The sequence below is a fragment of the Pseudomonas sp. S2_H10 genome, from assembly GCF_054668285.1.
This window is the reverse complement of the sequence record NZ_CP162754.1, coordinates 3,404,063-3,425,257: the sequence shown is the minus strand read 5'-3', so window position 1 is coordinate 3,425,257 and position 21,195 is coordinate 3,404,063. Positions and strand designations below refer to the sequence as shown.

21 protein-coding genes, 1 other RNA gene and 1 pseudogene are annotated in these 21,195 nt (G+C 60.8%); 15 read left to right on the top strand and 8 right to left on the bottom strand.

Annotation, left to right across the window (positions count from 1 at the left end; genetic code table 11):
• The first annotated feature begins 9 nt into the window (after positions 1 to 9).
• From AB4O16_RS15355 to AB4O16_RS15325, 7 genes and pseudogenes are all read left to right on the top strand, one after another.
• Positions 10 to 717, top strand: coding sequence for a FadR/GntR family transcriptional regulator (locus AB4O16_RS15355; protein ID WP_160390852.1), 708 nt, complete (start codon positions 10 to 12; stop codon positions 715 to 717).
• Between the two features lie 121 nt (positions 718 to 838).
• Entirely contained in the window at positions 839 to 1,168 is a 330-nt protein-coding gene (gene trxA / locus AB4O16_RS15350) for a thioredoxin TrxA (protein ID WP_003206727.1), read from the top strand.
• A gap of 247 nt (positions 1,169 to 1,415) precedes the next feature.
• On the top strand, positions 1,416 to 2,675 hold the full coding sequence (gene rho / locus AB4O16_RS15345; protein WP_046039047.1) for a transcription termination factor Rho: 1,260 nt from the start codon (positions 1,416 to 1,418) through the stop codon (positions 2,673 to 2,675).
• Between the two features lie 195 nt (positions 2,676 to 2,870).
• Complete coding sequence (locus AB4O16_RS15340; protein ID WP_460155262.1) at positions 2,871 to 4,868, top strand: acyltransferase family protein; 1,998 nt, start codon at positions 2,871 to 2,873, stop codon at positions 4,866 to 4,868.
• 69 nt (positions 4,869 to 4,937) lie between these two features.
• Positions 4,938 to 6,404 carry a 4-hydroxy-3-polyprenylbenzoate decarboxylase gene (gene ubiD, locus AB4O16_RS15335; protein ID WP_160390850.1) on the top strand — a complete coding sequence of 489 codons (1,467 nt, stop codon included), beginning with the start codon at positions 4,938 to 4,940 and terminating at the stop codon, positions 6,402 to 6,404.
• Entirely contained in the window at positions 6,404 to 7,372 is a 969-nt protein-coding gene (locus tag AB4O16_RS15330) for a CDP-6-deoxy-delta-3,4-glucoseen reductase (RefSeq protein ID WP_460155261.1), read from the top strand. The genes ubiD and AB4O16_RS15330 overlap by 1 nt, the downstream gene beginning before the upstream one ends.
• A gap of 308 nt (positions 7,373 to 7,680) precedes the next feature.
• Positions 7,681 to 8,350, top strand: a pseudogene (locus AB4O16_RS15325) (gamma-glutamylcyclotransferase).
• Here AB4O16_RS15325 and glpT read toward each other — a convergent pair.
• On the bottom strand, positions 8,326 to 9,675 hold the full coding sequence (gene glpT, locus AB4O16_RS15320) for a glycerol-3-phosphate transporter (protein ID WP_160390848.1): 1,350 nt from the start codon (positions 9,673 to 9,675) through the stop codon (positions 8,326 to 8,328). The pseudogene AB4O16_RS15325 and the gene glpT overlap by 25 nt on opposite strands.
• Positions 9,676 to 10,005: 330 nt before the next feature.
• On the opposite strand from glpT, the gene AB4O16_RS15315 reads away from it, so the two are divergent.
• Positions 10,006 to 10,623 (top strand): energy transducer TonB, encoded by a 618-nt coding sequence (locus AB4O16_RS15315; RefSeq protein WP_160390894.1) that lies wholly within the window; start codon positions 10,006 to 10,008, stop codon positions 10,621 to 10,623.
• Between the two features lie 51 nt (positions 10,624 to 10,674).
• On the opposite strand, the gene AB4O16_RS15310 is transcribed toward AB4O16_RS15315, so the two are convergent.
• The gene (locus AB4O16_RS15310) at positions 10,675 to 11,652 is read right to left on the bottom strand and encodes an NADPH:quinone oxidoreductase family protein (protein WP_460155260.1); all 978 of its coding nucleotides are present in this window, start codon (positions 11,650 to 11,652) and stop codon (positions 10,675 to 10,677) included.
• Positions 11,653 to 11,802: 150 nt separating this feature from the next.
• Between AB4O16_RS15310 and AB4O16_RS15305 the strand changes: the two genes are divergently transcribed.
• The gene (locus AB4O16_RS15305; RefSeq protein WP_150716287.1) at positions 11,803 to 12,213 is read left to right on the top strand and encodes a flagellar basal body-associated protein FliL; all 411 of its coding nucleotides are present in this window, start codon (positions 11,803 to 11,805) and stop codon (positions 12,211 to 12,213) included.
• Positions 12,214 to 12,586: 373 nt separating this feature from the next.
• Here the strand turns inward: AB4O16_RS15305 and AB4O16_RS15300 are convergent, their stop codons facing one another.
• Positions 12,587 to 13,645 (bottom strand): IS110 family RNA-guided transposase, encoded by a 1,059-nt coding sequence (locus tag AB4O16_RS15300; protein WP_460158066.1) that lies wholly within the window; start codon positions 13,643 to 13,645, stop codon positions 12,587 to 12,589.
• 137 nt (positions 13,646 to 13,782) lie between these two features.
• On the bottom strand, positions 13,783 to 14,232 hold the full coding sequence (locus AB4O16_RS15295) for an EVE domain-containing protein (RefSeq protein WP_160390206.1): 450 nt from the start codon (positions 14,230 to 14,232) through the stop codon (positions 13,783 to 13,785).
• A 195-nt stretch (positions 14,233 to 14,427) separates the two neighbouring features.
• On the opposite strand from AB4O16_RS15295, the gene AB4O16_RS15290 reads away from it, so the two are divergent.
• A complete protein-coding gene (locus AB4O16_RS15290; protein WP_007982896.1) occupies positions 14,428 to 14,583 on the top strand; it encodes a hypothetical protein in 156 nt (51 codons plus the stop codon).
• Between the two features lie 35 nt (positions 14,584 to 14,618).
• Here AB4O16_RS15290 and AB4O16_RS15285 read toward each other — a convergent pair whose 3' ends face one another.
• The 4 genes from AB4O16_RS15285 to AB4O16_RS15270 form a co-directional block, all read right to left on the bottom strand.
• Positions 14,619 to 15,224 carry a 5-formyltetrahydrofolate cyclo-ligase gene (locus AB4O16_RS15285; protein ID WP_046039060.1) on the bottom strand — a complete coding sequence of 202 codons (606 nt, stop codon included), beginning with the start codon at positions 15,222 to 15,224 and terminating at the stop codon, positions 14,619 to 14,621.
• A gap of 86 nt (positions 15,225 to 15,310) precedes the next feature.
• A non-coding RNA gene (gene ssrS / locus AB4O16_RS15280) (6S RNA) lies at positions 15,311 to 15,489 on the bottom strand.
• A gap of 30 nt (positions 15,490 to 15,519) precedes the next feature.
• Positions 15,520 to 15,837, bottom strand: a complete 318-nt coding sequence (locus tag AB4O16_RS15275; RefSeq protein ID WP_008055229.1) for a cell division protein ZapA — start codon at positions 15,835 to 15,837, stop codon at positions 15,520 to 15,522.
• The gene (locus AB4O16_RS15270; protein ID WP_007982902.1) at positions 15,834 to 16,043 is read right to left on the bottom strand and encodes a TIGR02449 family protein; all 210 of its coding nucleotides are present in this window, start codon (positions 16,041 to 16,043) and stop codon (positions 15,834 to 15,836) included. The genes AB4O16_RS15275 and AB4O16_RS15270 overlap by 4 nt, the downstream gene beginning before the upstream one ends.
• A 197-nt stretch (positions 16,044 to 16,240) precedes the next feature.
• On the opposite strand from AB4O16_RS15270, the gene AB4O16_RS15265 reads away from it, so the two are divergent.
• Genes AB4O16_RS15265 through AB4O16_RS15245 form a run of 5 tightly spaced genes read left to right on the top strand, consistent with a single transcriptional unit; the run spans position 16,241 to position 21,049 of the window.
• Positions 16,241 to 16,798, top strand: coding sequence for a YecA/YgfB family protein (locus tag AB4O16_RS15265; protein ID WP_460155259.1), 558 nt, complete (start codon positions 16,241 to 16,243; stop codon positions 16,796 to 16,798).
• Positions 16,799 to 16,825: 27 nt separating this feature from the next.
• Entirely contained in the window at positions 16,826 to 18,160 is a 1,335-nt protein-coding gene (gene pepP / locus AB4O16_RS15260; protein ID WP_160390208.1) for a Xaa-Pro aminopeptidase, read from the top strand.
• Positions 18,157 to 19,344: a 2-octaprenyl-6-methoxyphenyl hydroxylase gene (gene ubiH / locus AB4O16_RS15255; RefSeq protein ID WP_160390209.1), complete on the top strand. Its 1,188-nt coding sequence runs from the start codon at positions 18,157 to 18,159 to the stop codon at positions 19,342 to 19,344. The genes pepP and ubiH overlap by 4 nt, the downstream gene beginning before the upstream one ends.
• Positions 19,337 to 19,822: a DUF4442 domain-containing protein gene (locus AB4O16_RS15250; RefSeq protein ID WP_110661970.1), complete on the top strand. Its 486-nt coding sequence runs from the start codon at positions 19,337 to 19,339 to the stop codon at positions 19,820 to 19,822. The genes ubiH and AB4O16_RS15250 overlap by 8 nt, the downstream gene beginning before the upstream one ends.
• A 9-nt stretch (positions 19,823 to 19,831) precedes the next feature.
• Positions 19,832 to 21,049: a 2-octaprenyl-3-methyl-6-methoxy-1,4-benzoquinol hydroxylase gene (locus AB4O16_RS15245; RefSeq protein ID WP_460158065.1), complete on the top strand. Its 1,218-nt coding sequence runs from the start codon at positions 19,832 to 19,834 to the stop codon at positions 21,047 to 21,049.
• Positions 21,050 to 21,195 lie beyond the last annotated feature (146 nt).

Below are 21,195 nucleotides of genomic sequence, written 5' to 3'. Positions count from 1 at the left end.
TGGAAAACCATGAACTCGATCTCCCGCGCCGTGCCTGAAGTGGCGCTGCAAGCCATCCGCAAACTGATCACCGAACAGGGCTTCGGGCCGGGGGATGCCTTGCCCTCGCAACGGGACCTGGCGCTGCAACTGGGCGTAAGCCGTGCTTCCTTGCGCGAAGCGTTATCGTCCCTGAGTGCGCTGGGCGTCATCAGTATCCAGCCAGGCAAAGGCGTGTTCGTGCAGGCGCCGGTGGAGCTGCCGCGAGGCGATGCGGCGCCGGGCTGGCCGTTCGCGGCCCAGGCTTCGCCGCTGGATATCTTCCAGTTGCGTTATGCGCTGGAGGGGTTTGCCGCAGGGTTGGCGGCCGTGACCTTGAGCACCGACGAACTCGATGCGCTGGAAGACAATGTCGCCGCCATGCGCAACGAACTGAAGTCCGGCGACTTCGAAGCCGCGGCGCGGCTGGACTTTGAATTCCACCGGCGCATCCTGCTGGCCAGCGGCAATCAGGCGATGCTGAGCATCCTCACTGCCAGCGCCGAGATCTTCCTGGAGAGCCAGAAGCTACCGTTCATCCGGGCCGAGCGGGCCATGGAAACCTGGCAGGAGCACCGCAAGATCCTTCGCGCCCTGGCTCGCCGAGCCTCTGGCGCTGCGCAGAAAGCCATGCACGAGCATGTGCGCAACGCGGCGTTGCGAACCGGAATCGCCTTCGTCGCTCCCGCCACGACCTGACCTGGGCTATACCCAAACTCATGGACCACCATAGCGAGACTCAATCATCTGCACCTTCCTGAACGAGGGAAGGGCAGCTATGATGGGCCACGTTTTTTTGCTTACAACCCTGGAGAATTCCATGAGCAGCGATCTTATCAAACACGTTAGCGACGCTAGCTTCGAGGCCGACGTACTCAAGGCTGAAGGCGCTGTACTGGTCGACTACTGGGCTGAGTGGTGCGGCCCTTGCAAAATGATCGCTCCTGTTCTGGACGAAATTGCCGAGACCTACAAAGGCAAGCTGACCGTTGCCAAACTGAACATCGACGAAAACCAGGAAACCCCGGCCAAGCATGGCGTGCGCGGTATCCCGACCCTGATGCTGTTCAAGAACGGCAACGTTGAAGCGACCAAGGTCGGCGCCCTGTCGAAGTCGCAACTGGCTGCTTTCCTCGACGCCAACATCTAAGCGTCGCTGCAAAGTGTCCTGAAAAAGCCCCGCAAATAGCGGGGCTTTTTGCGTATTCAGGGCTAGACGCTCCTAAACTCAGGTGGTACATTCGGCCCCGCACTGGTTTCTCCATTGCCCCCTGCTAGCCGTCGCCGACGCACTCCTTTTCGAATAAGTACGCGATCCTGTCGCCTTCTCTGCGGCGCGGCCTCATTAAGCCAAAAGCTTAATTTCCCCCCTCCATAAATGATTACGTCATTCCTATATGAATCTGACTGAACTCAAGCAAAAGCCGATTACCGAACTGCTCGAATTGGCCGAACAGATGGGCATAGAAAATATGGCCCGTTCGCGCAAGCAGGACGTGATTTTCTCCCTGCTCAAGAAGCACGCGAAAAGCGGTGAGGAAATCTCCGGTGATGGCGTGCTGGAGATTCTCCAGGACGGCTTCGGCTTCCTGCGCTCCGCTGACGCTTCCTATCTCGCCGGCCCAGACGATATCTACGTCTCGCCGAGCCAGATCCGTCGTTTCAACTTGCGCACCGGTGACACCATCGTTGGCAAGATCCGCCCTCCGAAGGAAGGCGAGCGTTATTTCGCGCTGCTCAAGGTCGACACGATCAACTACGATCGTCCCGAGAACGCGAAAAACAAGATTCTCTTCGAGAACCTGACCCCGCTGTTCCCGACAGTGCGCATGAAGATGGAGGCCGGCAACGGTTCCACCGAAGACTTGACCGGTCGTGTCATCGACCTGTGCGCCCCGATCGGTAAAGGCCAGCGCGGTCTGATCGTTGCACCGCCGAAAGCCGGCAAGACGATCATGCTGCAGAACATTGCCGCGAACATCGCGCGTAACAATCCTGAAGTTCATCTGATCGTGCTGCTGATCGACGAGCGTCCGGAAGAAGTGACCGAAATGCAGCGCACCGTGCGCGGCGAAGTGGTTGCCTCGACGTTCGACGAGCCGCCAACCCGCCACGTGCAGGTTGCCGAAATGGTGATCGAGAAGGCCAAGCGCCTGGTCGAACACAAGAAAGACGTGGTGATCCTGCTCGACTCCATCACCCGTCTGGCCCGTGCCTACAACACCGTGATCCCGAGCTCCGGCAAGGTACTGACCGGTGGTGTCGATGCCCACGCCCTGGAGAAACCGAAACGTTTCTTCGGCGCCGCGCGGAACATCGAAGAAGGCGGCTCGCTGACCATCATCGCCACCGCGCTGGTTGAAACCGGCTCGAAGATGGACGAAGTGATCTACGAGGAATTCAAAGGCACCGGCAACATGGAACTGCCTCTGGATCGTCGCATCGCTGAAAAGCGCGTGTTCCCGGCCATCAACATCAACCGTTCCGGCACCCGCCGCGAAGAGTTGCTGACCGCCGACGACGAGCTGCAGCGCATGTGGATTCTGCGCAAGCTGCTGCATCCTATGGATGAAGTCGCTGCCATCGAGTTCCTGGTCGACAAGCTGAAAACGACCAAGACCAACGACGAATTCTTCCTGTCGATGAAGCGCAAGTAACATCGTCCGGTGAGTTCAAGAGAATGGCGTCCCAGCGGGGCGCCATTTTTTTGCCCGTATTTTTGTCCGGGCCGTGGGAGGTTTTGCAGCGGCCAGGGTCAGTAAGTTGGCAATTCAGGAAGCAGCGTTTGTAGTGGTCGCCGCGTCGACGCTGCGGCTGCGCAAATAATAATGATCTGACTGGCTTAACGATTTATGAGCACACTGGTTTACCGAAGGGATATCGACGGCTTGCGCGCAGTGGCGGTGATCGCCGTCGTGCTGTTTCATTTTGGCGTCCCGGGCTTTACCGGCGGCTTTGTCGGCGTGGACGTGTTTTTCGTGATTTCCGGTTACCTGATCACGTCGATCATCTGGAATCAGCGCCAGGCCGGGCAATTCAGCTTCGTTGATTTCTGGGCCCGGCGTGCGCGGCGGATTCTGCCGGCGTTGTTCGCGATGATCATCGCGGTGCTGGCGGTCGGCTGGTTCTTGCTGGCACCGAAGGATTACGAGGAGCTGGGACGCTCGGTGCGTTACCAGGTGATGTTCGTGTCGAACATCCTGTTCATGCGCCAGGACGGCTATTTCGACGTCGCCTCCGATCTCAAGCCACTGCTGCACACCTGGTCGCTGGCGGTGGAGGAGCAGTTCTACATCGTCTTCCCGTTGCTGCTGACACTGCTGTCGAGTCGCCTGAAACACTGGCGCCTTGCGCTGTTCGGCGTATTGCTGCTGTCCTTTGGCTTGAGCGTGTGGGCCGTCGCCCATCATCCGGAAAAGGCTTTTTTCCTGCTGCCGATGCGTGCGTGGGAGCTGTTGGCCGGTGCGATGCTGGCGGTGGCGCCCAAGTCTGCGTGGCGCCTCAAACCTGTGGCGGCGCAGTGGCTGAGCCTGCTGGGCATGGTGCTGATCCTGTTGGCGGTGTTCGGTTATGACAAGGCCACGCCATTCCCGGGTGTCGCGGCGTTGCTGCCGGTGCTGGGTGTGGTACTGCTGATTCTGGCCAACGGTCATCGTGACACCTGGGTTGGTCATTTTTTGAGCAGTCGAATAATGGTCGGGCTCGGGCTGATCTCTTATTCCTGGTACCTGTGGCACTGGCCGGTGTTCGTATTCTCCAGCTATGCCAGTGTCGGTGAGTCGAGTGCTGTCGAAAGTGCCGGGTTGATCTTGCTGACGCTGTTGCTCGGTTATCTGTCGTGGAAATTCGTCGAGACCCCGTTTCGTGAGCGTCGCCTGCTCGCCGGGCGGCGGCAGATTCTGCTGGCCGGTGCCTGCGGTGTCCTGGTGCTCGGGCTCGCCGGGCAGACCTTGCGCTGGACCGATGGCTTGCCTTGGCGGTTGTCTGACCAGGCGCTGCAGTATGCCAAGGCTCGGGAATGGCGGCCGGAGCTGATGGCCTGCCTGGCCGATGACAAGACGCCGGATGACAGGTTGTTCTGCCGCTATGGCGCGCAAAACCACTCGACCCGGGCGCTGGTCTGGGGCGATAGCCACGCCACGGCATTGATTCCGGTGTTCGACGACGGCGCCAAGGCCCATGACGTCAGCGTGATGCTCGCCAGTTCACCCGGATGTGTGCCTGTCGAAGGTCTGGAGCACGATGCGCGTTGTGCGCGGTTCAATCGGCGCGTCGAGCAGGCCATCAATCCGCAAGCCGTCAGCGATGTGGTCTTGGTCGCGCGCTGGAGCCTTTACCTCTACGGCGACGTCAAGGGTGATCTGGGCCATGCCCTGAAAAGTGCAGACGGGCATTACGACCGCGCCGGCGCCGAACAACGTCTGGCCGATGGCTTGCGTGCACGCGTCGCGCAATTGCGTGCCGGCGGCCATCAGGTCTGGCTGGTGAAGGAGGCGCCATTGCAGGCCTTCAGTCCACCGTATCGCCTCACGCGCCTGGCAATGCTGGATCGCCCGGTCGACGATGTCGGACTGGCGCTCGCAGAACATCACAAACGCCAGGCATTCATCAGTCAATTGTTCGCACAGCTGGCGCAAGACCCGGCGGTACATGTGGTGGACCCGGCCCCAAGGCTGTGTGATGCGAGCGGCTTGTGCCGTGCCGAACGCGGCGGTTACTCGCTGTACACCGATGACAATCACCTCTCGGAAGTCGGTGCGCGCTGGGTGGCGCCGATCCTCGAGCCGCTGTTTGACAGCCTGCAAGCCAGGGCAAACCAGGGGAAAGGTCGGGTGAATGCATCCCGATAAGCAGCGATAAGCTGCCAGCGGCCGGCAGAGCAGGTAGGATGTACGCCTATTTTTCGGGTGCCAACATCAATGAAATTCAAGGATCTTCGGGATTTCGTGCAGCAGCTTGAGCAGCGCGGAGAGTTGAAACGCATCCAGATCCCCGTCTCTCCAGTGCTGGAGATGACCGAGGTGTGTGATCGCACGCTGCGGGCCAAAGGTCCGGCGCTGTTGTTCGAAAAGCCCACAGGCTATGACATCCCGGTGCTCGGCAACCTGTTCGGCACCCCCGAGCGGGTCGCCATGGGCATGGGCGCCGAATCGGTCAGCGAACTGCGCGAGATCGGCAAGCTGCTGGCATTCCTCAAGGAGCCCGAGCCGCCGAAGGGTCTGAAGGACGCCTGGTCCAAGCTGCCGATCTTCCGCAAGATCATTGCGATGGCGCCGAAAGTCGTCAAGGACGCGGTGTGCCAGGAAGTGGTCATCGAAGGCGACGACGTCGACCTGGCCATGTTGCCGGTACAGACCTGCTGGCCGGGCGATGTCGGTCCGTTGATCACCTGGGGCCTGACCGTCACCAAAGGCCCGAACAAGGATCGCCAGAACCTCGGCATCTATCGTCAGCAAGTGATCGGCCGCAACAAGGTCATCATGCGCTGGCTGAGCCACCGTGGCGGCGCGCTGGATTTTCGCGAGTGGTGCGAGAAGCATCCTGGCCAGCCGTTCCCGGTATCGGTCGCGCTGGGCGCTGACCCGGCGACCATCCTCGGCGCCGTGACCCCGGTACCCGACAGCCTTTCCGAATACGCCTTCGCCGGCCTGCTGCGCGGTAACCGCACCGAGCTGGTGAAGTGCCGCGGCAACGACCTGCAAGTGCCGGCGACCGCCGAAATCATCCTCGAAGGCGTGATTCATCCGGGCGAGATGGCCGATGAAGGCCCGTACGGCGACCACACCGGTTACTACAACGAAGTCGACAGCTTCCCGGTATTCACCGTCGAGCGCATCACCCACCGGATCAAGCCGATCTACCACAGCACCTACACCGGCCGTCCACCGGATGAGCCGGCGATCCTCGGCGTGGCGTTGAACGAAGTGTTCGTGCCGATCCTGCAGAAGCAGTTCCCGGAGATCACCGATTTCTACCTGCCGCCCGAAGGCTGCTCGTACCGCATGGCCGTCGTGACCATGAAGAAGTCGTACCCGGGGCATGCCAAGCGGGTAATGCTGGGTGTCTGGTCGTTTTTGCGACAGTTCATGTACACCAAGTTCGTTATCGTCACCGACGACGATATCAACGCCCGGGACTGGAACGACGTGATCTGGGCCATCACCACGCGCATGGACCCCAAGCGCGACACGGTGATGATCGATAACACGCCGATCGACTACCTCGACTTCGCCTCGCCGGTGTCCGGCCTGGGTTCGAAAATGGGCCTCGATGCCACGCATAAGTGGCCGGGCGAAACCACCCGCGAGTGGGGCCGGGTCATCGTCAAGGACGATGCCGTGACACAGCGGATCGATGCCATCTGGAATCAGTTAGGAATAGATTGATGCGTGTAACCTTGCAGCCTTCCGGAGCAGTGCTCGAGATATTGCCCGGCGAGCGGATTCTCGATGGCGCACGACGTCTGGGCTACGAATGCCCGCAAAGTTGCCGCAACGGCAATTGCCACGTGTGCGCGGCGCTGCTGGTGGAAGGGCGGGTCGAGCAGGCCGGCGATGTGCGCGACCATGGCGAGTTCTACACTTGCATAGCGGAGCCGCTGGAAGACTGCATCGTGTTGTGGGATGGCGTGCTCGCGCTGGGAGAACTGCCGGTGCGTCGCGTGTCGTGTCAGGTCATTGAATGCAAGGACGTGGGCGGCGACACCTGGCGCGTGCGTCTGCGGGCTCCGGCCGGCAAACCACCGCGTTATCACGCCGGTCAGTACCTGATGATCGAGCGCGAGAACGGCGAAAAATCCGCCTTCTCCCTCGCCTCGGCCCCGCATGCGGGGCGCGACCTGGAAATCCACGTACTGGCGCGCGAACCCAGTGCGCTGAGCCTGATCGAACAGCTCCAGCGCAACAGCATGGTGCGGGTCGAGCTGCCGTTTGGCGATACCCACCTGGAAGAGTTGCCGGACGGCCCTCTCGTGCTGATCGCCGCCGGTACCGGCATGGGCCAGGTCCACGGCCTGATCGAACATTGCCGGGCCTCGGGCTTCAAACACCCGGTGCATCTGTATTGGGGCGTGCGTCGTCCCGAGGATTTTTACCAGATCGAGTATTGGGATGAATGGCTGAAGCTGCCCAACCTGTTCCTGCACAAGGTCGTCAGCGATCAATGCGGCTGGGAAGGACGTTGCGGCATGTTGCACGAAGCGGTCTGTGAAGACTTCCCGGACCTCAAGCCGCTGCACGTATACGCCAGCGGCTCTCCGGCCATGGTCTACGGCACGCTGGACGCGCTGGTGGAAGCGGGAATGGACGCCCATCAGATGCGCGCCGACGTATTTGCGTATGCGCCGCGCTCTTGAGCCGCGCTCTTGAGCCGCGCTCCTAATGCCGCGCCCCCTGTAGGAGAGAGCCTGCTCGCGATGGCCCCAAGAGCGCCGCGGGCAGCCTGACTCCCCGCGTAATCGTTAACGACCATCGCGAGCAAGCTCGCTCCTACAGGTTATAACCCCATATATAGCGTTTCGGTATTTATAAACTTATATAAATCTCGGTAAGTTATAACTGCGCCATGGCATTTAAATTGCCTTAAAACTTATGTGCCTTATTGTTACAGCGGTGCGTTCTATTAAGTAATTCTTCACCCGCGGGGAGCTGAACGCTATTCGCCATGAGCGCCATTGAATCTGCTTTTTTGAATCTGGCTTACCCTCCGCGGCTCGACTTGGGGCCGCAGCTCACTCACGAACAATTACTCGGCTCGATGCAGTCGATCCATGGCGCGCCACAAGGGTGGGCCGGTCTGGCTGTTTGCGTATGGTTCGCTGATCTGGCGCCCTGAATGCACGGCGGTTGAGCGGGTTCGCGGCCGGGTGCATGGCTATCATCGCGGGCTGTACCTGTGGTCCCACGAACATCGCGGCACGCCGGAAATGCCCGGCCTGGTGTTTGGCCTGGATCGCGGTGGTTCTTGCAGCGGTTTCGCCTATCGCCTGCCCGAAGAGCAACTCGAAGCCTCGCTGTACGCACTTTGGCAGCGCGAGATGCCATTTCCTTCCTACCGCCCGCACTGGCTCAACTGCCGTCTCGAAGATGGCAGCCAGGTTCAGGCATTGGGATTCGTTCTGGAGCGACATCTGCCCAGCTATGCCGGCAACCTGCCGGACCATGTGCTGAGTCATGTGTTCGAAAACGCCTGCGGGCGCTACGGCACCACTCGCGATTATGTCGAGCAAACCGCGCACGCCCTGCGCAGCCACGCCATGCCAGACCGGAATCTGGAGGCGCGGCTCAAGCGTTGTAAGTCAAAAGCCGATCAAGCGAGCGCTTCGCGGCCCTGACTGGCGACTTGTTTGTGCCCTAGCGTCGGGGCCAGGAAGGCCATCGCCAGCAGGCAGGCGCCGACCAGCAGCACGAAACCGCCGTCCCAACCGAAATGGTCCACGGTGTAGCCCATCGCTGCACTGGCCGCGACTGAACCGCCCAGGTAACCGAACAGACCGGTAAAGCCCGCCGCCGTACCGGCCGCTTTCTTCGGTGCCAGCTCCAGCGCCTGCAGGCCGATCAGCATCACCGGGCCGTAGATCAGGAAGCCAATGGAAAGCAGCGCGATCATGTCGACCATCGGATTGCCGGCCGGGTTGAGCCAGTAAACCAGCGTCGCGACCGTCACCAGTGCCATGAACACCATGCCGGTCAGGCCGCGGTTGCCACGGAAGATCTTGTCCGACATCCAGCCGCACAGCAGCGTGCCCGGAATGCCTGCCCACTCGTAGAAGAAATACGCCCACGAAGTTTTATCTACGGTGAAACCCTTGGCTTCCTTGAGGTAGGTCGGCGCCCAGTCGAGCACGCCATAGCGCAGCAGGTAGACAAAGACGTTGGCCATGGCGATGTACCAGAGCATTTTGTTACGCAGCACGTATTTGACGAAGATTTCCTTGGCGCTGAATTCTTCTTCGTGGCTGGCATCGTAGCCTTCCGGGTAGTCGTTCTTGTACTGCTCGATCGGCGGCAGGCCAACCGATTGCGGGGTGTCGCGCATGGTCACAAAGGCGAACACCGCTACCGCCAGCGCCACGGCTGCCGGTACGTAGAACGCGGCGTGCCAATCGTTGAACAGGCCCATGCCGATCAGGAACAACGGGCCGATCAGGCCGCCACCGACGTTGTGCGCCACGTTCCACACGGACACCACGCCGCCACGTTCCTTCTGCGACCACCAGTGCACCATGGTCCGACCGCTCGGCGGCCAACCCATGCCCTGCGCCCAGCCGTTGATGAACAGCAGAATGAACATCATGGTCACGCTGGACGTCGCCCAGGGCGCGAAACCGAAAACGAACATCACCCCGGCCGACACCAGCAGGCCGAACGGCAGGAAGAAGCGCGGGTTGGAGCGGTCGGACACCAGGCCCATCAGGAACTTCGACAAGCCGTAGGCAATTGCGATGGCAGACATCGCCAGACCCAGCTGACCGCGGGAGTAGCCCTCGTCGATCAGGTACGGCATGGCCAGGGAGAAGTTCTTGCGCAGCAGGTAGTAACCCGCATAGCCAATGAAGATGCCGGCGAAAATCTGCCAGCGCAGGCGTCGGTAAGTGCTGTCTATTTTTTCTTCAGGCAATGGAGCCTGATGTGCGGCAGGACGAAAGAAAGCAAACATTCAAGAGCTCCAAATTTCTTGTTTTGACTGCGGATGCGAATGTTACAGTTTCGTTACCGAAAATAGCACCGGTTCTCATCGGCAAAACAGCGGAAATGTTGGATATCGCGTGTTCCTTTATGAACATGTCGCTCAGGTGTAAGTGAAGGGCGTTGTAGGAAGAGTTTCCCGTCAATGCTTTACGCGACTGAGTCCTCCTGAATAGGGCAATTCTTTGGGAAATCTCCTGCTTTGTTACCGGAAGCCGTGACCTTCAAGGCCGCGCCCTTGAGCTTTAACCTTGGTTGCACTGCCAGCTATGGCGTTTCAGGTGTGGGTGGGGAGAGAGGGATGCGCTGGTTTGTGTGTGTGGTGCTGCTGTTTGTAATGTCTGCTGCAAACGGCGCAAGTGAGGTGTTCCTGATGCCGGAATACAACCCCAAGCCGATTTACCCGGTGGCGCTGCAACGGGCCGGAATCACCGGTAATGTCCGTGTCAGGTTCGTGGCACATGCCGATGGCTCGGTCAGCAAGGTGAGCATTTTGCAAAGCGATCATCCTGATTTCGCCGAGGCAGTCCGGGTCGCCGTTGCGCAGTGGCGATTCAAGCCATGGAGAGTCGAGGGTGACAAGCCTCAGGAGCAGGAAGTCATTGCACCGATGATATTTGGCTTCGATGTGTATCTGCCCCTGCATCTCAATCAGTGGCTCAAGGAATTGAGATGCCGCGATCTCAATGAGGCTCTAGCGCGTGCCCCTGAATACGCGTGGATCGATTCCGCCGCGTTCTATTACGTCAGGGCTTATCTGTCGAATGCGTTTTCAACGGCAACGTTGCCGACCGAGCGGCGTCTGTCATTGATTGCCGACATGAACAGAAAGGTGCCGATCATTATCAGGCAATGTTCCAACAACCCGGTTTCCAGGTATGTGAGGTTTTTGCCGGAAGACATCCGCAAGCTTCTGTAGGCATCAAAGCGCCTGGACCCCGTTAACAGGGGGCCGGGCCCTTTGCCGGATTCAGCGAACCTGCACCACCACTTTCCCGACCGCTTTGCGCTGGCCAAGATCATTGATGGCTTGCGCGGCATTGCCCAGCGGATACACCTGCGACACCAGCGGCTTCAATTTGCCTTCGGCAAACCAGCCAAACAACTGCTGGAAGTTTGCCGCGTTGTCCTGTGGCTGGCGTTGGGCGAAGGAGCCCCAGAACACGCCGAGCACCGCTGCGCCCTTGAGCAGCGCCAGGTTGACCGGCAGTTCGGGTATGCGCCCGCTGGCGAAGCCGACCACCAGCAGGCGGCCGTTCCAGGCGATGGCGCGGATGGCCTGGTCGAACAGGTCGCCGCCGACCGGGTCGTAGATCACGTCGGCGCCCTGGCCGTCGGTCAGGCGTTTGATTTCGTCCTTGAGGCTGGTTTCGCTGTAGTTGATCAGATCATCGGCACCGGCGGCCTTGGCCACGGCGAGTTTTTCCGCGCTGCTGGCAGCGGCGATCACCCGGGCGCCCATGGCCTTGCCGATTTCCACCGCGGCCAGGCCGACACCGCCGGAGGCACCAAGCACCAGCAGGATTTCGCCCGGTTGCAGGTTGCCGCGTTGCTTGAGCGCATGCATCGAGGTGCCGTAGGTCATGCTGAAGGCGGCGGCGGTGTTGAAGTCCATGGTCGGCGGGATCGGCAACACGTTGTAGCCCGGCACGGCGACCTGTTCGGCAAAGCTGCCCCAACCGGTCAGGGCCATGACCCGGTCACCGACTTTCAAATGGCTGACCTTTTCGCCCACGGCGCTGACCACGCCCGACGCCTCGCCACCCGGGGAGAACGGGAAGGGTGGCTTGAACTGGTATTTGCCCTCGATGATCAATGTGTCGGGGAAGTTGACTCCGGCGGCGTGTACCTCCAGCAGGATTTCATTCTTCTTCGCCACAGGGCTGGCGACCTCTTCAAGCACCAGCGATTCGGCAGGGCCGAAGGCTTTGCACAGCACGGCTTTCATCAGGGCTATTCCTTTGGGAGTGATGGCCGATAAGTGTAGGTGTGTGGGTCGACGGGTCAACGAGCATGCCCGCCCCTGATAGTCAGCCATAAGCTTGTGCTTGTGTGACGGGTCGTTATGCTAGGCCGCAAACCGGATAAGGAGCGAATTGTGAAAGCGTGGATCATGTTGTTGCTGGCCCTGTCTCTGCCTGTGGCAGCGGTGGCCGAAGAAGAAGCCAAAGAAGGTGCGGCACCGAAGGTCAACTACATCACCCTGAGCCCGCCGTTCGTGGGTAATTACGGGCTCGATGGCACGCCGAAACTGAAGGTCTACAAGGCTGATGTGGCGTTGCGGGTGACCGGTGACGAGGCCACCAAGGCGGTGAAGGCCAATGAACCCTTGATCCGCAATCAATTGGTCGCGCTGTTCGCCCAGCAGACCACCGAGACGATGAACAACGTCGAGGCCAAGGAAAAGCTGCGTCAGGAAGCCCTGAAGCAGACCCAGCAGGTGATGAACGACGAAACCGGCAAGCCGGTGGTTGAGGATCTGTTGTTCAACAACCTGATCATCCAGTAATGCTGGATCCTGTAGGAGCCGGCTTGCCGGCGATAGCGCCCTCAAAACCGCCATCGCCAGCAAGCCGGCTCCTACAAAGTGCAAGCCCTCAAGACCGCCATCGCTGGCAAGCCAGCTCCTATGTATGGACTCGCCTCCACTGTCTACCCGCTTTTGAAAAACCGCTGCCCCATTGCATCTATGTATTAGGCCTATTCGTGGAAGCCGTCTTCGGCTTCTGGCCAAAATTGGAAAAGCTCGTGGTATGCCGATTACAGTCAGGCCTCGAAGGCCAGTAGGAGCTTAGGCATCAATCCACGCCGGTCTTACCTGGGGTCAATTTTTTTCAGCAGAGGGTCAGACGGTTAGTACCTCGGTGGCAGAACTCTGTCGCTCAGTGGCCCATCGTCGCTGGCAGACCATCACCCGCGTGGCGACGATAAGTCTGGTCATTCTGTAGAAGCACCCAGACGATTCGCAGGTTGCGGTTGGCTAGCCTGATCGCAGCCTCCTTGCGGCCCAACCGGCTCATCCAGTGCAACAAGCGGCGGTCATCGGGTTGCTGGGAATCAGGTCGTAGTTGTTGCAGCACCGCATGGGCGCCCTGGATCATCAGGCTGCGTAAATAAGCATCACCTCGCTTGGTCATGCCCCCCAACCGGACCGTCTCCCCGCTGCTGTGCTGGTCAGGCACCATGCCAAAGTACGCGGCAAACTTGCGGGCATTGGGAAATCGCTCAGGCTTGGTTTCCTTGGCCACCAGTGCCGTGGCAGTGACCGGGCCGATGCCGCGCACAGTCATTAGCCGCTTCGCCGTCATGTCAGCGTTGGCGGCCACTTCCAGGCGTCCCGTCAGTACGCTGATGCGCTCGCCCAAATGGCGCCACTCGGCCAACAGTTCGTCGATCAGTTCACGCAGCAGGCCCGGCACCGGCTGTGTAGCATCTTCCAGCACCCGCGGGATTTTCTGGCTGATCGCAACATCGCCCTGTGCCAAGGCTACGCCGTGCTCAAGCAGCAGGCCGCGCATCTGATTACTGAGGGCCGTGCGTCGACGCACATAGCCCTGGCGGGCGCGATGCAACGCCTGCATTGCCAGCGCCGCAACGCTTTTGACCGGTACTGCGCAGATTTTTTCATCGCGATTAGCCCGCAGAATCGCCAGCGCATCGTTGCGATCATTTTTAGGCCCGCTGCGATGTGTGGCCACCAAACCGGCTGGAAGAATCCGCACCGGATTGCCTTGGTCTTGCAGCTGCCGGGCCCAGGCCTGGGCACCCGGTCCGGTCTCCATCAAAACCACGACATGCGGCGGCAACTGTCGGAGAAAATCATAAAACGCCTCGCGCGACTTGATCCGCTGCTCGTAGAGCAGCTGGCCGAGGATATCTTCACCGGCGACCTGAAAGACCTGCTTGGCCAGGTCGACCGCCAAGGTTGTGCAGGCCGACAAATCGGAAGAAGACACGGATTGATCAAACGAACTATGATTTTTCATGGACTCGCCCTCGCTGTCGTTGGCTGTTTAGACTGCCACCGTGGCGCATTGACGCCTCGGCTTGGGCGAGTCCATCCAATTACAGAAGCATCTCAACGCAGTGCAATCACCGCCGCCCACTGCTCCGGGGTCACCGGCATCACCGACAGCCGCGAGCCTTTCTGCACCAGTGGCATCTCGGCCAGGGCCGTCTGTTGCTTCAGATAGTCCAGCTTCAACACCCGGGCAAAGGTCTCGACATGGGCGACATCGATCGCGCTCCAGGCGTTTTTGTCCGGGGTGGCCTTGGGGTCGAAATAATGACTTTCCGGCTCCAGCGCCGTCGGGTCCGGATAGGCGGCCTCGATAATCTTGCCGATTCCGGCAATTCCCGGTTCCGGGCAGCTGGAGTGATAGAAGAAGAACTCGTCCCCTACCGCCATGGCCCGCAGGAAGTTGCGTGCCTGATAATTGCGAACCCCGTCCCAGCGCGCTTTGCCGAGCTTTTCCAGCCCTTTGATCGAAAGTTCGTCGGGCTCGGATTTCATCAGCCAATAGGCCATGTCTTTTGCTCCTTGCGTGGTGATCGAGCAGCTTGTCGGCAATTTTATGACAAACCGACGGTCGGTTGACGTCAGCATTTGCGCAGCGGTTCACGTTGTCGCAAAATGCCGGCCTTTAAAGCTTGACGCTGCTGCACGGCCTACAAACGGAAACCGCTGCTGTCATCGTGTAGATATGCCTTTGGGGGGCAATCGATGAAACGCAAACCGGATTTACTATGGATTTTGGTCATTTTGTTTGGCCTTGGCGTCGTGACAACCGGCTATGCCCAAAGCCTGTGGGCCAACAAGACCGATGCACCGGTCGAACTCGCCCAATTGCAGCAACAGTCGACAGCCTTCAAGCGCTGATCCTGTTGCCGCGGCGCCGTTGATCGACGTGGCGCCTAGCCTGCGTAATACCAGGCCTTGTCAGTTACCGTGCCTTGCAGCGGTACATCCCAGCTCGCCTGAGCCAATCGCTCCACCTTCTGACACTCGTGGGCCAGCCCCAGCAGGGTCGGCTTGCGCCAGTCATTGCGGCGCGCCAGATAAGCCAGGCTCCGGTCATAGAAACCGCCGCCCATCCCCAGCCGTCCGCCAACATCGTCAAACCCCACCAATGGCAGCAACACCAGGTCCAGCGCCCAGATCTTGCGCTGCCGGGCGAGGTTCGCCCGTGGTTCGAGAATGCGGAAGCGGTTGGGTTTGAGTTTTTCCCCGGGACGGATGCGCTGGAACACCATTTTGGTACGCGGCCAGGCGCTCAGCACGGGCAGGTAAGTGGCCTTGCCCCGGCGCTGCGCGGCACGCAGCAACAGGCGCGGATCAATTTCACCGTCGGTCGGCAGGTAGAGCGAGATATGTCTGGCGCGGCGGAACAGCGGTTGCTGGGCCAATTGCTTGTACAGCCCGCGAGCGGCCTGGCGCTGCTGACTGGGTGTCAGTGCGCGGCGGGCCTTGCGCAGCATGCGTCGAAGTTGCGGGCGGGGGAGCAGCGCAGGTTCGGTCATGGATTTTGGTTTCGGCAGGACGGATGGGTGAAGCGTACCCGTAAAAACGCCAATGCCGGTATCAAAACCGGCATTGGACTGGAATCAGGCTCCCCGAATGTGTCGCTGTCGACTTAGCCCTTGAACCCGAAAGTTCAAGGTGGAAGATGCAGTAGGCTTTAAGGCTTTCCGTCTAGCGGACATGCACACCAGCCCAACGTGCAACCTCCAGGGTATAGCAAATCGGCTCAGGGACATCGCCAACTGGCAAACACCCCAGGGAGTGAGGTGATTATACCGCAAGCGCTGGCGCGAATCAGCCTTTAGTGACGTCCGGATCGGTGGCGAGCACCAGATCGACGCGATCGAGCAGGTCACGCACCTGTTCGCGGGTCGAGCCGCTGGCCTGGATATCCGGGCGTTCTTCCTTGTGCAGCAGATCGTGGGTGATGTTCAGCGCAGCCATCACGGCGATACGGTCGGCGCCGATGACTTTGCCGCTGCTGCGGATCTCGCGCATCTTGCCGTCCAGGTAACGGGCGGCGCTGACCAGATTACTGCGCTCTTCCTGAGGGCAGATGATCGAATACTCTTTGTCGAGGATCTGCACGGTGACGCTATTGCTTGAACTCATGAGTCTTGCTCCAGGGCCTTGAGGCGCGAAATCATCGATTCGACCTTACGCCGGGCGATTTCGTTTTTTTCAATGAGGTGCGCGCGTTCCTCGCGCCAGGTCTTTTCCTGAGCTAGTAAGAGTCCGTTTTGGCTCTTAAGTTGCTCGACTCGGGTAATCAGCAGTTCGAGTCTGGCCATCAGTGCTTGCAGGTCGGTGTCTTCCATTGTCTTCACTGTCTGATGGGTGTCGGACTTCTATAGGAGCGAGCCCGCTCGCGATGGTCGCCAACGTTAACGCTAGGTCCCTGACAGCCCATGGCGTTCTCGGGTTCATCGCGAGCAAGCTCGCTCCTACAGGGGTAGTCGATGTAGGATACAAGGCCTTCATTCTAGACATAGCGCCGTCTGGCGCCTAGCTGCCCATGACCATTCAGAATTCCCCGTACCAAGCCTTCGCCACCCTGCTGACTTCCAGCGGTCACAACGTCTCGCCTGCCGAGCTGCACGGCCTGTTGCTCGGTCGCAGCTGCGCCGGCGCCGGTTTCGACGCCGAAGGCTGGCTGATCGACGCCGCCGAACTGCTCGAAAGCGAGCCCCAGGACAACGTTCGCAACGCCCTGATCGGCCTGCAAGAGATGGTCAAGGGCGAGCTCACCGGCGATGACGTGACCGTCGTTCTGCTGTTGCCGACCGACGACGCCCCGCTCACCGAGCGTGCCGTCGCACTGGGCGAGTGGTGCCAGGGTTTCCTCAGCGGTTTCGGCCTGAATTGCCGTGACAGCAGCATGCTGAGCACCGAGGCCAACGAAGTGCTGCAGGATCTGGCGGCCATTTCCCAGGTGCAAGATGCCCTGGAAGAGTCCGACGACGGCGAAAACGACTACATGGAAGTCATGGAGTACGTGCGCATCGCACCACTGCTGCTGTTCTCCGAGACCAAAAAAGACCTGTCGGCTGCCGCCAAACCGTCGCTGCACTAATCGTTTGCCAGGGAACGCCATCTGCCCATGATCCATATCCCGAAATCGGAATACAGTCGTCGCCGCAAGGCCCTGATGGCGCAGATGGAACCCAACAGCATCGCCATCCTGCCCGCCGCCGCGGTGGCCATTCGCAACCGCGACGTCGAGCACGTCTACCGCCAGGACAGCGACTTCCAGTACCTCAGCGGTTTTCCCGAACCCCAGGCCGTACTGGTGTTGATGCCGGGGCGCGTGCATGGCGAATACATCCTGTTCTGCCGCGAGCGCAACGCCGAGCGTGAGTTGTGGGATGGCCTGCGTGCCGGGCAAGAGGGCGCGATTCGCGACTTCGGCGCCGACGATGCCTTTCCCATCACCGATATCGACGACATCCTGCCAGGGCTGATCGAAGGCCGTGACCGGGTGTATTCGGCCATGGGCAGCAACCCCGAATTCGACCGTCACCTGATGGAGTGGATCAACGTGATCCGCTCCAAGGCCAACCTCGGCGCCCAGCCGCCGAACGAATTCGTTGCCCTGGATCATCTGCTGCACGATATGCGCCTGTATAAATCGGCGACAGAAGTGAAAGTGATGCGCGAGGCGGCGCGGATTTCCGCCCAGGCGCATGTGCGGGCGATGCAGGCCTGTCGCGCCGGATTGCACGAATTCAGCCTGGAAGCCGAACTCGATTACGAGTTCCGCAAGGGCGGGGCGAAGATGCCGGCCTACGGGTCGATCGTCGCGGCGGGACGCAACAGCTGCATCCTGCATTACCAGCAGAATGACGCGCTGCTCAAGGACGGGGATATGGTGCTGATCGATGCCGGTTGCGAGATCGACTGCTACGCGAGCGACATCACCCGCACCTTTCCGGTCAGCGGCAAGTATTCAGCGGAACAGAAAGCGATTTACGAATTGGTGCTGGCCTCCCAGGAGGCCGCCTTTGCCGAAATCGCCCCGAACAAGCACTGGAATCAGGCGCACGAGGCCACGGTCCGGGTCATCACGACCGGGCTGGTCAAGCTGGGGCTTTTGCGGGGCGACGTCGACGAGTTGATCGCCAGCGAAGCCTATAAGGCGTTTTACATGCACCGCGCCGGCCATTGGCTGGGCATGGATGTGCACGATGTCGGCGAATACAAGGTCGGCGGCGAGTGGCGCGTGCTGGAGGTCGGCATGGCGCTGACCGTGGAGCCGGGGATCTACATTGCTCCGGACAACCAGAATGTTGCGAAGAAATGGCGCGGCATTGGCGTGCGTATCGAGGATGATGTAGTGGTCACCAAAACCGGCTGTGAAATATTGACGAACGGCGTGCCGAAAACCGTCGCCGAGATCGAGGCCCTGATGGCCGCTGCACGGACACAAGCGGCATGAGTCGAGTCAACCTGGCAATCATCGGTGGCGGGCTGGTCGGTGCCAGCCTGGCGCTGGCGCTGCAGGCCGGGGCCAAGGCCCGGGGCTGGAAGATCGTGCTGATCGAGCCGTTCGCTCCTGGCGACACGTATCAGCCGAGTTACGATGCGCGTTCTTCGGCGTTGTCCTTCGGCTCGCAGCAGATTTATCAGCGGCTGGGCGTCTGGCAGGAAGTCTCCCGCCGCGCCGAGCCGATCAAGCAGATTCATGTTTCCGACCGTGGGCGTTTCTCCACTGCCCGTTTGTCGGCGATGGAAGAGGGCGTTCCGGCGCTGGGTTACGTGGTGGAAAACGCCTGGCTCGGCCAATGCCTGTGGCAAGGCCTGGACAAGGACGTGATCAGTTGGCGCTGCCCGGCGGAAGTCACCCGCATGGAGCCGCTGCCCGATGGCTATCGCCTGACCCTCAACGATGAAACCACCCTGGAATGCGACCTTGCGGTGCTCGCCGACGGCGGTCGTTCCGGACTGCGCGAACAATTGGGGATCGGCATTCGCAAGCGTCCGTACAACCAGAGCGCGCTGATTGCCAACATCACCCCGAGCGAAGCCCACAACGGCATGGCCTTCGAGCGCTTCACCGACGAAGGCCCGATGGCATTGCTGCCGCTGCCGGAAAACCGCTGCGCGCTGGTCTGGACCCGTCTGGGCATGGACGCACAACGCCTCGCAGCCCTTGATGAGCGCAGTTTCCTGAGCGAGTTGCAGGGTGTGTTCGGTTATCGCCTTGGCACATTGAAACAGGTCGGTGCACGGCATCTGTATCCGCTGACACTGGTCGAGGCCGAGGAGCAGGTGCGTTCGCATCTGGCGGTGCTCGGCAACGCGGCGCACAGCCTGCATCCGATTGCCGGGCAGGGGTTCAACCTGTCCCTGCGCGATGCCCAGGCCCTGGCCGATGCCTTGCTCGCCAGCGAAAAACCATTGGGCGACTTCGCCACGTTGCAGGCCTATCGCGAACGCCAGCGATTGGACCAGGACCTCACCGTGGGCTTCTCCGATCAGGTCACGCGCCTGTTCGGCAGCACCCAGCCGCTGGTATCCCTGGGGCGCAACATCGGTCTGCTCGGCCTTGATCTGCTGCCACCGGCCAAGCGTTGGTTCGCACGGCAGGCGATGGGGTTGGGGACGCGACCGGATGCGTAACTGGTTGATCCGCCGATTCGGCAAAGCCCGGCTGATGCGCTTTTTCATGAGCTTCTACCCGCCGTACTTCGGTGCCGGTGTGCGGGTGCAGCACATCAGCGATGATTTTCGTGACGTGCGGGTCAGCATGGGGCTGGGCTGGTACAACCGCAACTACGTCGGCACCCAGTTCGGCGGCAGCCTGTACTCGATGGTCGATCCGTTCTTCATGCTGATGCTGATGGAAAACCTGGGGCGCAAGTACATCGTCTGGGACAAGGCCGCCGACATCGATTTCATCGCGCCGGGCAAAGGCCCGGTATTCGCCCGCTTCACCATCGACGACACCTTGCTCGACGAGATCCGTCGGCAGACGGCCAATGGCGAAAAGTACCTGCCGCAATTGCAGGTCGACATTCATGACGGCGCCGGCCATCTGGTGGCGCGGGTCGGGAAAACCCTTTACGTGCGGCTCAAGCCGCAAGAGAGACAGGCTTAAAGCATGGAAATGCGCGCAGATCTGCTGATTGTCGGGGCCGGAATGGTCGGCAGCGCCCTGGCGCTGGCGTTGCAGGACAGCGGGCTGGAAGTCCTGCTGCTGGACGGCAGCCCCATGAGCGTCAAACCCTTCAACACGCAGGCCGCGTTCGAGCCGCGCGTGAGCGCCTTGTCGATCGCCAGTCAGCGGATTCTCGAACGCCTTGGCGTCTGGGACGGCATCGCCGGGCGGCGCAGCAGCCCCTATACCGACATGCAGGTCTGGGATGGCAGCGGCACCGGGCAGATCCACTTTTCGGCGGCCAGCGTGCACGCCGAGGTGTTGGGCCATATCGTCGAGAACCGCGTGGTCCAGGATGCCTTGCTCGACCGGTTGCATGACTGCGACCTTGGGTTGCTGGCCAATGCTCGGCTGGAACAGATGCGCCGCTCCGGCGATGACTGGCTGCTGACCCTGGCCGATGGCCGTACGCTGCGCGCACCACTGGTGATCGCGGCGGATGGCGCCAACTCGGCGGTGCGACGCCTGGCCGGGGTGGCGACCCGGGAATGGGATTATCTGCACCATGCCATCGTCACCAGCGTGCGTTGCGCCAAACCGCATCAAATGACGGCCTGGCAGCGCTTCACCGACAACGGTCCGCTGGCGTTTCTGCCCCTTGAACGCGACGGCCAGCAGGACTGGTGTTCGATTGTCTGGTCGACCACGCCCGGCGAAGCCGAACGTCTGATGGCGATGGATGAACAAGGTTTCTGCAAGGCGCTGGAGCGCGCCTTCGAAGGTCGGCTCGGCGAAGTGCTGAGCGCCGACCCGCGCCTGTGTGTGCCCCTGCGCCAGCGCCATGCCAAGCGTTATGTGGCTGAAGGCCTGGCGTTGATCGGCGACGCGGCCCACACCATTCACCCGTTGGCGGGGCAGGGGGTGAATCTCGGATTCCTCGATGCCGCCGTGCTGGCCGAAGTGTTGCTGCAAGCGGCAACCCGTGGCGAACGCCTGGCGGATGTGAAAGTCCTCAGCCGTTACGAGCGTCGGCGGATGCCCCACAACCTGGCGCTGATGGCGGCGATGGAAGGTTTCGAGCGCTTGTTCCAGGCCGATCCGTTGCCGGTGCGCTGGTTGCGCAATACCGGATTGAAAATGGTTGAGAAAATGCCGGAAGCCAAGGCCCTGTTCGTGCGTGAGGCGCTGGGGTTGACCGGGGATTTGCCGACGCTGGCCAAACCCTGACTTCTCTATTGAGGCTGATGGCCTCTTCGCGAGCAGGCTCGCTCCCACTTTGGAATGCATTTTAAATGTGGGAGCGAGCCTGCTCGCGAAGACGGCGGCACATTCGCCCTGAATTTCTGCCTGTGCAACATCTGGTAACTCCTCCG